The organism is Streptomyces hundungensis (assembly GCF_003627815.1).
GTDB classification, from domain to species: Bacteria; Actinomycetota; Actinomycetes; order Streptomycetales; family Streptomycetaceae; genus Streptomyces; species Streptomyces hundungensis_A.
In genome coordinates this window covers 6,888,212-6,902,848 of sequence record NZ_CP032698.1, presented here as the reverse complement: position 1 = coordinate 6,902,848, position 14,637 = coordinate 6,888,212, and the positions used below count along the sequence as shown (strand labels likewise).

At 72.0% G+C, this 14,637-nt stretch carries 15 protein-coding genes; 4 read left to right on the top strand and 11 right to left on the bottom strand.

The window, feature by feature from the left end; genetic code table 11:
• Positions 1–243: 243 nt before the first annotated feature.
• The 3 genes from DWB77_RS30620 to argH all read right to left on the bottom strand — a co-directional run bounded on the left by DWB77_RS30620 (position 244) and on the right by argH (position 3,824).
• Complete coding sequence (locus tag DWB77_RS30620; protein WP_120728443.1) at positions 244–1,737, bottom strand: MFS transporter; 1,494 nt, start codon at positions 1,735–1,737, stop codon at positions 244–246.
• 38 nt (positions 1,738–1,775) lie between these two features.
• Positions 1,776–2,327, bottom strand: a complete 552-nt coding sequence (locus tag DWB77_RS30615; RefSeq protein ID WP_120725085.1) for a TetR/AcrR family transcriptional regulator — start codon at positions 2,325–2,327, stop codon at positions 1,776–1,778.
• A 69-nt stretch (positions 2,328–2,396) separates the two neighbouring features.
• Positions 2,397–3,824: an argininosuccinate lyase gene (gene argH / locus DWB77_RS30610; protein WP_120725083.1), complete on the bottom strand. Its 1,428-nt coding sequence runs from the start codon at positions 3,822–3,824 to the stop codon at positions 2,397–2,399.
• A 249-nt stretch (positions 3,825–4,073) separates the two neighbouring features.
• Between argH and DWB77_RS30605 the strand changes: the two genes are divergently transcribed.
• A complete protein-coding gene (locus tag DWB77_RS30605; RefSeq protein WP_120725081.1) occupies positions 4,074–4,763 on the top strand; it encodes a L,D-transpeptidase family protein in 690 nt (229 codons plus the stop codon).
• A gap of 48 nt (positions 4,764–4,811) precedes the next feature.
• Here DWB77_RS30605 and DWB77_RS30600 read toward each other — a convergent pair whose 3' ends face one another.
• Genes DWB77_RS30600 through argC form a run of 5 tightly spaced genes read right to left on the bottom strand, consistent with a single transcriptional unit; the run spans position 4,812 to position 9,657 of the window.
• Positions 4,812–5,354, bottom strand: coding sequence for an arginine repressor (locus tag DWB77_RS30600; RefSeq protein ID WP_053723584.1), 543 nt, complete (start codon positions 5,352–5,354; stop codon positions 4,812–4,814).
• Between the two features lie 7 nt (positions 5,355–5,361).
• The gene (locus DWB77_RS30595) at positions 5,362–6,558 is read right to left on the bottom strand and encodes an acetylornithine transaminase (RefSeq protein ID WP_120725079.1); all 1,197 of its coding nucleotides are present in this window, start codon (positions 6,556–6,558) and stop codon (positions 5,362–5,364) included.
• A complete protein-coding gene (argB, locus tag DWB77_RS30590) occupies positions 6,555–7,475 on the bottom strand; it encodes an acetylglutamate kinase (protein WP_120725077.1) in 921 nt (306 codons plus the stop codon). Before argB ends, DWB77_RS30595 begins: the two co-directional genes overlap by 4 nt.
• Entirely contained in the window at positions 7,472–8,629 is a 1,158-nt protein-coding gene (gene argJ, locus DWB77_RS30585; RefSeq protein WP_120725075.1) for a bifunctional glutamate N-acetyltransferase/amino-acid acetyltransferase ArgJ, read from the bottom strand. Before argJ ends, argB begins: the two co-directional genes overlap by 4 nt.
• Complete coding sequence (argC, locus tag DWB77_RS30580) at positions 8,626–9,657, bottom strand: N-acetyl-gamma-glutamyl-phosphate reductase (RefSeq protein ID WP_120725074.1); 1,032 nt, start codon at positions 9,655–9,657, stop codon at positions 8,626–8,628. The genes argJ and argC overlap by 4 nt, the downstream gene beginning before the upstream one ends.
• A 172-nt stretch (positions 9,658–9,829) precedes the next feature.
• Here argC and DWB77_RS30575 point away from each other — a divergent pair, with 172 nt between their 5' ends.
• From DWB77_RS30575 to DWB77_RS30565, 3 genes are all read left to right on the top strand, one after another.
• The gene (locus DWB77_RS30575) at positions 9,830–10,048 is read left to right on the top strand and encodes a DUF397 domain-containing protein (protein ID WP_120725072.1); all 219 of its coding nucleotides are present in this window, start codon (positions 9,830–9,832) and stop codon (positions 10,046–10,048) included.
• Positions 10,049–10,091: 43 nt separating this feature from the next.
• Complete coding sequence (gene sigJ / locus DWB77_RS30570) at positions 10,092–11,036, top strand: RNA polymerase sigma factor SigJ (protein ID WP_120725070.1); 945 nt, start codon at positions 10,092–10,094, stop codon at positions 11,034–11,036.
• A gap of 105 nt (positions 11,037–11,141) precedes the next feature.
• On the top strand, positions 11,142–12,350 hold the full coding sequence (locus DWB77_RS30565; RefSeq protein ID WP_120725068.1) for an NAD(P)/FAD-dependent oxidoreductase: 1,209 nt from the start codon (positions 11,142–11,144) through the stop codon (positions 12,348–12,350).
• Between the two features lie 60 nt (positions 12,351–12,410).
• Here DWB77_RS30565 and DWB77_RS30560 read toward each other — a convergent pair whose 3' ends face one another.
• From DWB77_RS30560 to DWB77_RS30550, 3 genes are all read right to left on the bottom strand, one after another.
• On the bottom strand, positions 12,411–13,670 hold the full coding sequence (locus DWB77_RS30560; RefSeq protein WP_120725066.1) for an RNA polymerase sigma factor: 1,260 nt from the start codon (positions 13,668–13,670) through the stop codon (positions 12,411–12,413).
• Entirely contained in the window at positions 13,667–14,032 is a 366-nt protein-coding gene (locus DWB77_RS30555; protein WP_120725064.1) for a YciI family protein, read from the bottom strand. Before DWB77_RS30555 ends, DWB77_RS30560 begins: the two co-directional genes overlap by 4 nt.
• A 141-nt stretch (positions 14,033–14,173) precedes the next feature.
• Entirely contained in the window at positions 14,174–14,605 is a 432-nt protein-coding gene (locus DWB77_RS30550; RefSeq protein ID WP_120728441.1) for a GNAT family N-acetyltransferase, read from the bottom strand.
• Positions 14,606–14,637: the final 32 nt, after the last annotated feature.

The following is a 14,637-nucleotide window of genomic DNA, read 5'->3' as shown; positions in this document are numbered from 1 at the left end:
ATTGACGCCGAGGCCATCGCGCCCCAAAGGGCGTCACCGCCCAAGCCCCCGCACCCGTTAAGGGCGTTGACACCCAGGCCCCGCACCCGTTAAGGGCATTGACGGCCAGACCCCCGCATCCGCAAAGGCCGTTGACGCCGAAGCCATCGCGCACCAAAGGGCATTGACGCCCGGGCCCCCGCGCACCAAAGGGCGTTGACGCCCAAGCCGCAGGGTTGAAACGCGGGCAGCCCGGCCGGGAGGTCAGTCGGAGGGGGATTCCGCCAGGCGCTGGCCGCGGAGGAGGAACCACGCCGCCAGCGCCGTGGCGAAGAGGACGACCGACCCGACCGCCGCCGCCGTCTGGAACCCATCCGTGAAGGTGGCCCGAGCCGCCACGAGCATCGCGTGCGCCTGGTCCGCCGGAAGCTTCGCGGCCGCCTCCACCGCCCCGCCCAGCGAATCGTGCGCCTCCGCCGCGACGTCCGCGGGGACGCCGGCCGGGGCCTCGAAGCCCCGGTAGATGCCGGTCACCACCGAGCCGAGCAGCGCGATCCCGAGCGCCGCGCCCAGTTCGTACGCGGTCTCGGAGACCGCCGACGCCGCCCCCGCCTGCTCCTTCGGCACGCTGGAGAGGATGACGTCCGCCGTCACCGTGAAGGCCAGGCCCGCGCCGAGCCCGCCCACGAACAGGGCGATGCCGAGCGAGATGACCCGCGTGTCCGCGCCGAGCACCACGCAGGCGGCGAGGGAGAGTCCCACTGCCGCGAGTCCGCCGGCGACGGCGCTGCGTACCGAGGCCCGCCGCGCGATGGTGCCCGCCGCGAGTCCGGCCCCCACCGCACCGACCGCGGCGGGCAGTTCGATGAGCCCGGCCTCCAACGGGGAGCGGCCCTGGACCAGTTGGAGGAACTGGGAGAGGAAGAAGACGAGCCCGGACAGGCCGAGGATGGTCAGCAGGTCGGCCAGTACGGCCCCGGAGAAGCCCCGGTGGTGGAAGAGGCGGATGTCCAGGAGGGGCGAGGCGAGCGTGCGCTGACGGCGTACGAACCAGACCAGCGCGGCCACGCCGAGCACGCCCGCCGCCAGGATGTCCCAGCGGAACCCGCTGACCGCGGCCTCCTTGACGGCGTACACCACGGCGACCACGCCGACCAGGGAGAGACCGACGCTGATGAGGTCCCAGGGCCCGGGGTCCGGGTCGCGCGACTCGGGGAGCAGTTTGATGCCGACCAGCACCAGGACCGCCATCACGGGCAGGTTGATGAGGAAGACCGAGCCCCACCAGAAGTTCTCCAGGAGGAACCCGCCGACCACCGGGCCGACGGCGGCGCCCGCCGAGGCGGCCGCGCCCCAGATGCCGACGGCGAGGCTGCGTTCGCGGGGGTCGTGGAAGATGTTGCGGATCAGGGCGAGCGTGGACGGCATCAGGGTCGCGCCCGCGACGCCGAGCAGCGCCCGGGCCAGGATCATCATCTCGGGGCTTGAGGCGTAGGCGTTGAGCACGGACACCGCGCCGAACGCGACGGCGCCCATGAGCAGCAGCTTCTTGCGGCCGATGCGGTCGCCGAGGCTGCCCATGGAGACCAGCAGTCCGGCGATGACGAAGGAGTAGACGTCGCCGATCCACAGCAGCTGGGTGCCGGACGGCTTGAGGTCCTCGCTGAGGAAGGGCGTGGCGAGGCCGAGCACGGTGGCGTCGACGGCGACGAGCAGCACGGCGAGTACGAGCACCGCGAGCGCGAGCCAGCGGCCCATCGGGCCGACGGCCTGGGGCGCCCGCTGTTCGGTTGCGGTCACTTCTCCACGCTCCGCCGTACGCCGCCGAGCAGCAACTCGGCGATCATGTACTGGAAGTCCTTGGCGGCGACCCGGCCGTCCTGGACGGCCCAGGCGCCGGACCCGATCAGCCCGTACAGGGCCTCGGTGAGCCAGGCGGGGGTGAGGTCGATGCGGAACGCGCCCTGCTCCTGGCCGCGCCGGAACAGCGCGGAGACCCGGGCGTCGATGCGGGCCCAGCCCTGGTTCATCTGCTCGCCCTCGAAGAGCTGGTTCTCGGTGACCAGGAAGGCGAGCAGGCCCGCGACGGGCTCGACCGCGGCGACCAGGCGGCGCAGTGCGTCGGGTGCGCCGTCCTCGTCGAGCCTGGCCGTGTCCAGGGCGGCCTCCAGCTCGCGGATGCCGAGTTCTTCGAGCGCTCTGACCAGGGCCTCGCGCCCGGCGAAGTGGCGGTGGAGGGTGGCACGGCCGATTCCGGCCGCGCGGGCCACCTCGTCCATGGTGGCGGTGGCCTTGCGGGTGAGGAGGGCTGCGGCGGTGCGGAGTACCTGGTCTCGATCCACGGTCATGAGACAACTCTAGCCCCGATGAGACAGTGACGTCTCATCGGGGCTGGAGGGACCGCCCGCCGACCGGGGCTACTTCTTGGCGTTCGCCCAGGCGTGCTGCACCGTCAAGTCCGCCTTGACCTCGGCCAGTTGGGCCGCCACCGCGGAGGGCGCCGTGCCGCCGCGGCCGTCACGGGAGGCGAGCGCGCCCTGGACGTTGAGGACCGTACGGACCTCGGGGGTCAGGTGTTCCGAGATCTTCGCGAACTGTTCGTCGGTGAGCTCGTCGAGCTCGATGCCGTGCGCCTCGCACTCCTTGACACAACCGCCCGCGACCTCGTGCGCGACCCGGAACGGCACGCCCTGCTTGACCAGCCACTCGGCGATGTCGGTGGCGAGCGAGAAGCCGGCCGGGGCGAGCTCCTCCATGCGCTCCCGGTGGACGGTGAGCGTGGCCATCATCCCGGTGAAGGCGGGAAGCAGCAGCTCCAGCTGGTCGCAGGAGTCGAAGACCGGCTCCTTGTCCTCCTGGAGGTCCCGGTTGTACGCCAGCGGCAGCGCCTTCAGGGTCGCCATCAGGCCGGTGAGGTTGCCGATGAGACGACCCGACTTGCCCCGCGCCAGCTCCGCGATGTCCGGGTTCTTCTTCTGCGGCATGATCGAGGACCCGGTGGAGAAGGCGTCGTGCAGGGTCACGAAGGAGAACTCCTTCGTGTTCCAGATGATGACCTCCTCGGCGATCCGCGAGAGGTTCACCCCGATCATCGCCGTGATGAAGGCGAACTCGGCGACGAAGTCCCGCGAGGCCGTGCCGTCGATGGAGTTGCCGACCGAGCCGTGCTCGAAGCCGAGGTCGGCCGCGACCGCCTCCGGGTCGAGCCCGAGTGAGGACCCCGCGAGCGCCCCGGAGCCGTAGGGCGAGACCGCGGTGCGCTCGTCCCACTGACGCAGCCGCTCGGCGTCCCGGGACAGCGCCTGCACATGGGCGAGCACGTGGTGGGCGAAGAGGACCGGCTGGGCGTGCTGGAGGTGCGTACGGCCCGGCATGGCGACGTCCGGATGCGCCTCGGCGAGGCCGACCAGGGCGTCCTGGAGCTCGGCGAGCAGGCCGGCGATGGTGCGGGCGTGGTCGCGCAGATACATCCGGAAGAGCGTGGCGACCTGGTCGTTGCGGGACCGGCCGGCCCGGAGCTTGCCGCCGAGGTCGGCGCCGAGGCGCTCCAGGAGGCCGCGCTCCAGGGCGGTGTGACAGTCCTCGTCGGCGACGGTGCCGACGAACGAGCCGTCGGCGACGTCGCTCTCCAGCTGGTCGAGGCCCGCGATCATGCGCTGGAGTTCGTCGGCGGTGAGCAGGCCCGCCGTGTGGAGCGCCCGGGCGTGGGCGCGGGAGCCGGCGATGTCGTAGGGGGCGAGCCGCCAGTCGAAGTGGACCGACGCGGACAGCTTCGCCAGCGCCTCGGCGGGACCGTCGGCGAACCGGGCGCCCCAGAGCCGGACGTCACCGTTGTTGCTGCTCACAGCTCAAGCTCCTCAGAAGTGGATGTGCCGCCGCCCCGCCGCGGAGGAACGGGGAGGCGGACGTTCAACGACTCGCGCCCACCTGAGGTCGCGCGGGCGACCCTCTCGATGTTGGGCATAACTATGCAGTCCTCCGTATGTTTTGTCAACGCGTCGCCCGACCCGCGCCGACCGGCGGGCATCGCGCGTACGGAGCAACTCCGGCCGGTCCCCACGGCTGGACGGGGAGGCGGCGCATACGGTCCGGACATGCGCCTCACCGCCCTGCTCCTCGCCTCCCTGCTGGTCCCGCTCGCCGGGCCCGCGCCCACCGCGCCACTGCCCGAGCGGATGGCCCGTACCGGCCTCGGCAGCCAGCTCCTGACCGCCGAGGCGCCGACCCTCGCGGCCACCGAGGGCCGACTCACCTGGTGGGACCGGCGCGGCCGGCACTGGGTGGCGGCGGGGTCGGCGCCCGCCAGGTTCGGCGCCAAAGGCCTGGTGGAGGGCGCGAAGCGGGTCCAGGGCACCGACACCACGCCGACCGGTCTCTACGCACTGCCGTACGCCTTCGGAGTGGTGGCCGCGCCGCCCGGCACCCGCTATCCCTACCGGCGCGCGACGGACCGGTCCTGGTGGTGTCAGGACAACGACTCGCACGCCTACAACCGCTGGGTGGAGGGGCTGCCCCGGGACTGCCGGGCGAGCGAGTCCGAGCATCTGGCGGCGTACGCCACCCAGTACGCCCGGGCGCTGGTCATCGCCTTCAACTACCGGCGGCCGGTGCGCGGTCGGGGCGCCGGGATCTTCCTGCACGTCAACGGGAAGGGCGCGACGGCCGGTTGCGTGTCGGTGCCCGCCGAGGCGATGGAGCGGGTGCTGGCCTGGGCCGACCCCGCACGGTTCCCGCACATCGCGATCGGGACGGAGAGCGGACCGACCGCGATCACCCGGTACTGAATGCGCCCTGGGCGAGCGGGAGTTGGGGGCGCCGGCCCCCAACCCGGCTCAGCGGTGGTCGTTCTGGGCCAGCCGCAGCAGATGGTCGGCCAGCGCCTGGCCGCCGGAGGGGTCGCGGCTGATCAGCATCAGGGTGTCGTCGCCCGCGATGGTGCCGAGGATGTCGTGCAGTTCGGCCTGGTCGATGGCCGAGGCGAGGAACTGGGCGGCGCCCGGCGGGGTGCGCAGGACCACGAGGTTGGCGGACGCCTCGGCGGAGATGAGGAGTTCCGCGGAGAGCCTGCGCATCCGCTCCTCCTTCGCCGACTCGCCGAGCGGCGCCTTCGGGGTGCGGAAGCCGCCCTCGCTGGGCACCGCGTAGATCAGCTCGCCGCCGGTGTTGCGGATCTTGACCGCGCCCAGTTCGTCGAGGTCGCGGGAGAGCGTCGCCTGGGTGACGCTCAGCCCGTCGTCCGCGAGGAGCTTGGCGAGCTGGCTCTGGGACCGCACCGGTTGCCGGTTGAGGATGTCCACGATCCGGCGGTGGCGGGCGGTGCGGGTCTGCGGTACGGCGGGGCCGCCCGGCTCGAAGTCCTGCGCCTCGTCGGTCATCGTCGTCTCATTCTCCGGATCGTCCGTCCCCGCCTGCTGCGTCGAGAACACCGGGCAGCGCCTGGAGGAACGCGTCCACCTCCGCGTCACCGATGATGAGCGGCGGCATGAGCCGAATGACATCGGGGGCGGGTGCGTTGACCAGGAAGCCGGCATCCTGAGCCGCCTGCTGCACCCGAGGTGCGAGGGGCTCGTTGAGCACGATACCCAGCAGCAGCCCCGCACCACGGACATGGGAGACCAATGGGTGCCCCAGCGCCTCGATTCCGCCGCGCAGCCGCTCCCCGGTCCGCTTCACCCGGTCGAGGGCTCCGTCGGCCGACAGCGTGTCCAGGACGGCGAGTCCGGCGGCGCAGGCGACCGGGTTCCCGCCGAAGGTGGTGCCGTGCATTCCGGGCCGGAACAGTTCGGCCGCGGCGCCGAAGGCGACCGTCGCGCCGAGCGGGAGGCCGCCGCCGAGGCCCTTGGCCAGGGTCACGACGTCCGGGTCGACGCCCTCGTGCCGCTGGTACTCGAACCAGGCACCGGTCCGCCCGATACCGGTCTGCACCTCGTCCAGGACGAGCAGGGTCCCGGTGGCGCGGGTGATCTCCCGGGCGGCCTTGAGGTAGCCGGCCGGCGGGACGACCACGCCGATCTCGCCCTGGATCGGCTCGATGACGACGAAGGCGGTCTCCTCGGTGACGGCCGCCCGCAGCGCCTCCACGTCTCCGAAGGGAACGTGGGTGACGTCGCCGGGCAGCGGCACGAACGGCGTGCGCTTGCCCTCCTGCCCGGTCAGCGAGAGCGCGCCCATCGTGCGGCCGTGGAAGCCGCCGTGGGTGGCGACCATGTGGGTGCGCCCGGTCAGCCGGCCGAGCTTGAAGACGGCCTCGTTGGCCTCGGCACCGGAATTGCAGAAGTACACGCGGCCGGGCCGGCCGAAGAGCGTCAGGAGACGCTCGGCGAGCGCCACCGGCGGCTCCGCCACGAACAGGTTCGAGACATGGCCGAGCGAGGCGATCTGCTCGGACACCGCGGCCACGACGGCCGGATGGGCGTGACCGAGCGCGTTGACGGCGATGCCGCCCACGAAGTCGGCGTACGCGGTGCCGTCCGCGTCCCACACCGTCGCCCCGGCGCCCCGCACCAGCGAGAGCTTCGGCGTGCCGTAGTTGTCCGTCATGACCTGCTGCCAACGCTGTGCGAGTTCCTGGTTGGTCACCGCACTCCCCCTTGTCCGTCCGTCACGCCTCTGCCGTCCGGCACGACCATCGTGCCGATGCCCTCGTCGGTGAAGATCTCCAGCAGGATCGAGTGCTGGACCCGCCCGTCGATCACGCGCGCGGTGTTGACCCCGTTGCGCACCGCGAACAGGCAGCCCTCCATCTTGGGGACCATGCCGCTGGAGAGCTCGGGCAGCAGCTTCTCCAGCTGCGTGGCGGTCAGTTTGCTGATCACTTCGTCGCTGTTGGGCCAGTCCTCGTAGAGGCCCTCGACGTCGGTCAGGACCATCAGGGTCTCGGCGCCCAGCGCAGCCGCAAGTGCCGCAGCCGCCGTATCAGCATTGACGTTGTAGACATGTCCGTCGTCCTGGGAACGGGCGATCGAGGAGATGACCGGGATCCGGCCGTCGTCCAGGAGCGCCTTGATGGCGCCCGGGTCGATCGCGGTGATCTGACCGACCCGGCCGATGTCGACCAGTTCGCCGTCGATCTCCGGGCGGTGCTGGGTGGCGGTGATGGTGTGGGCGTCCTCGCCGGTCATGCCGACGGCGAGCGGCCCGTGCTGGTTGAGCAGCCCGACGAGCTCGCGCTGCACCTGCCCGGCGAGCACCATGCGCACCACGTCCATGGCCTCGGGGGTGGTGACCCTGAGGCCCGCCTTGAACTCGCTGACCAGGCCGTGTTTGTCGAGCTGCGCGCTGATCTGCGGTCCACCGCCGTGCACGACGACGGGCTTGAGGCCGGACTGGCGCAGGAACACCACATCCTGGGCGAACGCGGCCTTCAGCTCCTCGTCGACCATGGCGTTGCCGCCGAACTTGATGACGACGGTCTTGCCGTGGTGGCGGGTCAGCCAGGGCAGCGCCTCGATGAGGATCTGCGCCTTGGGCAGGGCGGTGTGTTTGCGAGTGCTCATGAGCTGTACGCGCTGTTCTCGTGGACGTAGTCGGCGGTGAGGTCATTGGCCCAGATGACGACGGGCTCGCAGTCGCCGGCCGCGAGGTCGGCGGTGATCCTGACCTCGCGGTAGCGCATGTCGACCAGGTCGCGGTCCTCGCCGAAGGAGCCGTTCTTGCAGACCCACACGTCGTTGATGGCGACGTTGAGGCGGTCCGGGTCGAAGGCGGCCTTCGTGGTGCCGATGGCGGAGAGGACCCGGCCCCAGTTGGGGTCCTCGCCGTGGATGGCGCACTTGAGGAGGTTGTTGCGGGCGATGGACCGCCCGACCTCCACGGCGTCGTCCTCGCTCGCGGCGTTGATCACCTCGATGCGGATGTCCTTGGAGGCGCCCTCGGCGTCCCCGATGAGCTGGCGCGCCAGATCGTCGCAGACGGTCCGTACGGCCTCGGCGAACTCGGCGTACGACGGGGCCAGTTGAGAGGCTCCCGAGGCGAGCAGCAGCACGGTGTCATTGGTGGACATGCAGCCGTCGGAGTCGACCCGGTCGAAGGTCTGGCGCGTGGCGTCGCGCAGCGCCTTGTCCAGGGTGGCGGCGTCCAGGTCGGCGTCGGTGGTGAGCACGACGAGCATGGTGGCGAGCCCGGGGGCGAGCATGCCGGCCCCCTTGGCCATGCCGCCGACCGTCCAGCCGCCCTGGGTGACCACGGCGGTCTTGTGGACGCTGTCAGTGGTCTTGATCGCGATGGCGGCCTTCTCGCCGCCGTGCGGGGAGAGTTCGGCGGCGGCCCGCTCGATGCCCGGCAGGAGCTTGTCCATGGGCAGCAGTACGCCGATGAGACCGGTGGACGCGACGGCGATCTCGCCCGCGCTGTGGCCTTCGAGCACCTCGGCCGCCTTCTCCGCGGTGGCGTGGGTGTCCTGGAAACCCTTGGGTCCCGTACAGGCGTTGGCACCACCGGAGTTGAGGACGACGGCGCTCACCTCGCCGCCCTTGAGCACCTGCTCCGACCAGAGGACGGGGGCGGCCTTGACGCGGTTGGAGGTGAAGACGCCTGCGGCGGCGCGGCGGGGCCCGGTGTTGACCACGAGGGCCAGGTCCGGGTTGCCGTTCTCCTTGATCCCGGCGGCGATGCCCGCCGCCGTGAACCCTTGCGCTGCCGTCACGCTCACGGCGCAACTCCGATCGTGGTCAGGCCCAGGGTCTCTTCGAACCCCAGGGCGATGTTCATGCTCTGCACCGCGCCGCCGGCGGTGCCCTTGGTGAGGTTGTCGATGGCGCTGACCGCGATGACGCGGCCCGCGCTTTCGTCGAGGGCGACCTGCACCTGAACGGCGTTGGACCCGTATACGGAGGCGGTCGCGGGCCACTGCCCCTCGGGGAGCAGGTGCACGAACGGCTCGTCCGCGAAGGCCTTCTCGTACGCGGCCCGTACGCTCTCGGCGCTCACGCCGTCCCCGGCCTTCGCGGAACAGGTAGCGAGGATGCCGCGGGACATGGGCGCGAGGGTGGGCGTGAAGGACACGGTGACGTCCCGGCCGGCCACGGCGCTCAGGTTCTGGATCATCTCGGGGGTGTGCCGGTGCCCGCCGCCGACCCCGTACGGGGACATGGAGCCCATGACCTCGCTGCCGAGCAGGTGCGGCTTGAGCGCCTTGCCCGCGCCGGAGGTGCCGGTGGCGGCGACGATGACGGCGTCGGGCTCCACGAGCCTGCTCTGGTACGCCGGGAAGAGCGCGAGGGAGACGGCCGTCGGGTAGCAACCGGGCACCGCGATCCGCCTGGTCGACCCCAACGCGGCGCGTGCGCCCGGCAGTTCGGGCAGCCCGTAGGGCCAGGAGCCGGCGTGCGCCGAGCCGTAGAACTTCTCCCAGTCCGCCGCGTCGCGGAGCCGGAAGTCGGCTCCCATGTCGACGACGAGGACATCGTCGCCGAGCCGTTCGGCGACCGCCGCGGACTGTCCGTGCGGCAGCGCGAGGAAGACGACGTCGTGCCCGGCGAGGACCTCGGCCGTGGTGGGCTCCAGGGTGCGCCCGGCGAGCGGCACGAGATGCGGCTGGAGCGAGCCGAGCAGCTGCCCGGCGTTGGAGTTCGCGGTCAGCGCCCCGATCTCGACCCCGGGGTGCCCGAGCAGCAGACGCAGCAGCTCTCCGCCCGCATACCCACTGGCCCCTGCCACTGCCGCCCGTACCGCCGCCATCGAATCCTCCTCGGTGATGGCATGACTATACGCAGCTATGCAGTTTTATGCAAAGAGTTGGTCGCCTTCACCACCCGGGTTCCCCGTTGTCGCCCGGGCTCCCCCGCCCGCGGCCGGATGTGCGCCGGGCTCGGGTGGGGCGCACGGTGGAAAGGGACGGAAGGAGACCATCATGCGCGAGCGGGATCTGTACGAGCGGGAGCTCTCGAAGGCCTTGTGGCGCAGCAGCACTTACAGCGAAGGCGGCGCCAGCTGCCTGGAGGTGGCCGACCTCGGCGGCGGGGCCGTCGCCGTGCGGGACTCCAAGGACCCCGGGCACGGCGACCTGCGCTTCGCCGGGCCGGAGTGGGCGGCCTTCCGGGAGGGGGTGCGCGACGGCCGATTCGGCTGACGGCTCTGGGCGGTCACCGGGCCGGCGGAGCTAGGATCCGGGCATGGCTCTGACCATGAGGGACGTGGACCGGTTCGAGGCCGCCAGGCCCCGGCTCGAAGCGATCGCCTACCGGCTTCTGGGCTCCGCGAGCGAGGCCGAGGACGCCGTGCAGGAGACGTTCCTGCGCTGGCAGGCCTCCGCCGTCGAGCAGATCGAGGTCCCCGAGGCCTGGCTCACCAAGGTGCTCACCCATCTGTGCCTCAACCAGCTCACGTCGGCCCGCGCGCGGCGCGAGACCTATGTGGGCCAGTGGCTGCCGGAGCCGCTGCTCGCGGGGGACCCGATGCTCGGGCCCGCCGACACCGTCGAGCAGCGCGATTCGGTCTCGTACGCGGTCCTCGCCCTTCTGGAGCGCCTGTCCCCCAACGAGCGGGCGGTGTACGTCCTGCGGGAGGCCTTCGGTTACCCGCACCGGGAGATCGCGGAGGTCCTCGACCTCACCGAGACCGCCAGTCAGCAGATCTTCCACCGGGCCAAGAAGCACGTCGCCGAGGGCAAGCCCCGCGCCGAGGTCGACGCGGCAGCGGCACGCCGGATCGTCGAGGAGTTCCTGGCCGCGGCCACCAGTGGGAGGACCGAGCCGCTGGTGCGGCTGCTCACCGCCGACGCCGTAGCGATCGGCGACGGGGGCGGGAAGGTCCCGGCGCGTGCCAAGGCCTTCGAGGGCGCGCTCGCGGTGGCGACGTTCATGCGGGGCCTGTTCAAACCCGGCAAGGCCAAGCGCGCCCTGGTCGGCGGCACGGCCGAGATCCACGCCACCACCGCCAACGGCGGCCCCGCCGTCGTGGCGGTCGTGGAGGGCCGGGTCGTCGGCGTCATGTGCCTGGATGTGGGCGCCGAGGGCATCGTCGCGTTCCGCAACCAGGTCAATCCCGACAAGCTCGAACGTGCGACCAGGAGCTGGGCGGCCACCGAGCATGGCGAGCCCCTGTTCCGCGCCTTCTGATCCGTACTCCGGCGATGGTGTGAGGTGCTTCACATCGTCTTCCTGTCAGGAACAGGCGGGCTGCCCGGTTCAAGGGGCGAAACCGCGCGAGACAGGAGCAGGGACATGCAGCACCGCATCATCGTCCTCGGAGCCGGCTATGCCGGAGCCACCGCCGCCGGGCGGCTCGCCAGGCGGCTGTACCGCGAAGACGTGGCCATCACGCTCGTCAACGCCGAGCCCGATTTCGTCGAGCGGGTGCGGTTGCACCAGCTCGCGGTCGGCCAGGGCCTCAGCCCCCGGCCTCTGAGCCTCATGTTCGCGGGCACCGGCGTCGAGCCGAGGATCGCGAGGGTCACCGGCGTCGATGTCGAGCGCGGGACCGTCACGGTGGTGGACGCGAGCGGCGCGCCCGGCGAGGAGCGCGAGCTGGAGTACGACACCCTCGTGTACGCACTCGGCAGCGGCTGGAGCGACCAGGGCGTTCCCGGCAGCGCCGAGCACGCCCACGAGATCGCCTCGCGCGCCGGGGCGCTGCGGCTGCGCGAGCGGCTGGCCCGGCTCGACGCGGGACGGTCGGTGGTCGTGGTCGGCGGCGGCCTCACCGGTCTGGAGGCCGCGACCGAGATCGCCGAGGCCCGCCCGGACCTCCAGGTCGCGCTCGCCGCACGCGGCGCCCTCGGTGACTGGTTCTCGCCCAGGGGCCGTCGTCACCTGCGGCACGTTTTCGACCGGCTCGGCATCAGCGTCCACGAGCACGCCGAGGTCACCGGCGTCCGGGACCATCGCGTCGTCCTCGCGGACGGCACTTCCATCGAGGCCGCGGTCACGGTGTGGACCACCGGCTTCGCCGTGCATCCCCTCGCCCGGGCCACCGCCCTGGAGGTCACCGAAACCGGCCGGATCGCGGTGGACGCGACGATGCGCTCGTTCTCGCACCCGAACGTGTACGCCATCGGCGACGCGGCCGAGGCGATGGGCCCGGGCGACAAGCCGCTGCGGATGTCGTGTGCCTCGGGCACACCCATGGCCTGGCAGGCCGCCGACGCGATCGCGGCCCGCCTGACCGGCGGAAACCTCCCCGACGTGCCGCTGCGCTACGTCAACCAGTGCGTCTCGCTGGGTCGCAGAGAGGGCCTCATCCAGTACGTCACCGCGGACGACCGCGCAGTGGGGGCGGCCCTGACCGGGCGCTTCGCCGCCCTCTACAAGGAGCTGGTCTGCAAGGGCGCTGCCTGGGCCGTCGCCCATCCGCTGCTGGGGATGCCGGCCCGGCGGCGCCACGTGGTGCGCGAGCCGGTCCGGTCGGCCCCGACGGTCAGGGCCTCGGCCTGACCCATCGGCCGCCCCGGCCGCCGGGACACCCCGCTCGGTCCCACCTGTCGGCCGGTGCCTTCAGACCTCCGGCCGACCGCCCACTTCCGCCAATCTCCGCTCCAGGAAGGCGCGTTCGGCCACGTTGGTGGTGCGGTCGAGCGCCTGGGCGTAGGCCAGGGCGGCTTCCTGGCCGCGGCCGAGGCGGCGCAGCAGGTCCGCACGGGTGGCGTGGAAGAGGTGGTACGCGTCGAGATCGAGCGCGTCGACGAGGGCGAGGGCCCGGCCCGGCCCCTCGGTCTCGGCGACCGCGACGGCCCGGTTGAGCGCCACGACCGGCGTGGGCGTGAGGGCGAGCAACTGGTCGTACAACAGCCGGATCTGGCGCCAGTCCGTCTCCTGTGGCGTTCGCGCGTCGCTGTGCACGGCGTTGATCGCGGCGAGGATCTGATACGGGCCCGGTCGGTCGCGGCGCAGGCAGTGGCGGACCAACTCCTGTCCTCGGGCGATCAGTTCGGGATCCCAGCGGGCGCGGTCCTGGTCGGCGAGGAGGATGAGTTCCCCGTCGGGGGTGGACCGGGCGGCCCGGCGGGACTCGGTGAGCAGCATGAGGGCGAGCAGACCGAGCGCCTCCGGTTCGTCCGGCATCAACTCGACGAGCAGCCGGCCCAGCCGCACCGCCTCCGCGCAGAGGTCCTCCCGTACGAGGTGCTCGCCCGAGCTCGCCGCGTACCCCTCGTTGAAGATCAGGTAGATCACGCCCAGGACCGCACGGAGGCGGTCGGGGAGGTCGGCCTCGCGCGGGACGCGGTACGGGATGCGGGCGTCGCGGATCTTGCCCTTGGCCCGCACCAGACGCTGGGCCATCGTCGGCTCGGGCACCAGGAAGGCGCGGGCGATCTCGGCGGTGCTGAGGCCGCCCAGGAGGCGGAGCGTCAGGGCGAGTTGGGCCGTGGGGGCGAGCGAGGGGTGGCAGCAGGTGAAGATCAGTCGGAGCCGGTCGTCGCGCACGGGGCCCTCCTCCACGGGTTCCGCGGTGGCTTCCAGCCGTTCCCGGCGGACCGCCTCGGCCTGCCGGTCCGCGCGGGTCGCCTCCCTGCGCAGCCGGTCCACGGCGCGGTTGCGGGCGGTGGTGATGATCCAGCCGGCCGGGCTGGGCGGCGTTCCGTCCCTCGGCCATCGGGCGACCGCCGTCGCGAACGCCTCCTGGACCGCCTCCTCGGCGAGGTCGATGTCCCCGAGGAGGCGGACCAGAACGGCGACCGCCCGGCCGTACTCGGCGCGGAAGACCCGTTCGATCGCGGCGTCACCCTCCGCCTCGCCGGACTCCGGTCGCCTCATTCGTCGACTTCGCCGTAGAAGGGCCGGACCTCGATCGGCAGGGTCGTCGCACGCAGCGCCTTGCGGCCCCACTCCAGGGCCGCGTCCAGGTCGGGCGCTTTCACGATGCACAGGCCGCCGAGGTACTCCTTGCTCTCGATGTACGGCCCGTCGGTGGTCAGCACCTCGCCGTTCTTGTCGCGCAGCACCGTGGCCGTACTGGGGGCCGCGAGGCCTCCGGCGAAGACCCAGGCCCCGGCGTCCTTCAGTTCCTGGTGGTAGGCCTGGAGGTTCTCGGTGATCCGTGCCATCCCCTCGGCGTCGGGCGGGGTACCCCCGGCCGGCTGGACCACGCTGAGCAGGTAGTACGCCGCGTTCGTCATCACGATCTCCTCGGACGGTGGCGGCCCCGGCGGGGCGGCCCTCACCATCTATACGAACGGGGCCCCGCCGGATCGACACGGAACGCGCACGCGCGCCGATGTTTTTCCAGCGCCCCCCCCAGCCGGCCGACCCGCGGCGGTCTACTGCACGCCGAGCGCCATCCACTTGTCCGTGGACTCCAGCGCCCGGAAGCCGATCTTCTCGTAGACCCCGTGGGCATCCGCGGTGGCCAGCAGGATCCTGCGCAGGCCGACCGGTTCCAGGTGGTCGCGCACGGCGGTCACCAGCGCCGTACCGAGGCCCTTGCCGCGCGCGCCGCGATCGACGTACACGTCGCACAGCCAGCCGAAGGTGGCGTAATCGGTGACGATCCGCGCATAGGCGACCTGCTCCCCCGAACTCCCCTCGTACGCACCGAAGTTGAGGGACGCGGCGATGGCGGCGTCCTGCTTCTCGCGGCTGCGGCCGAGCGCCCAGTACGCGTCCGTGGAGAGCCAGTGGTGGACCCGGGCCGCGTCGAGGCGTTGGGGGTCGCTGGAGATCGTGTAGTCGCCGAAGATCACTTCACTCATGACGGGAGCCTGCCAGGCGGTGGGGCGATTGT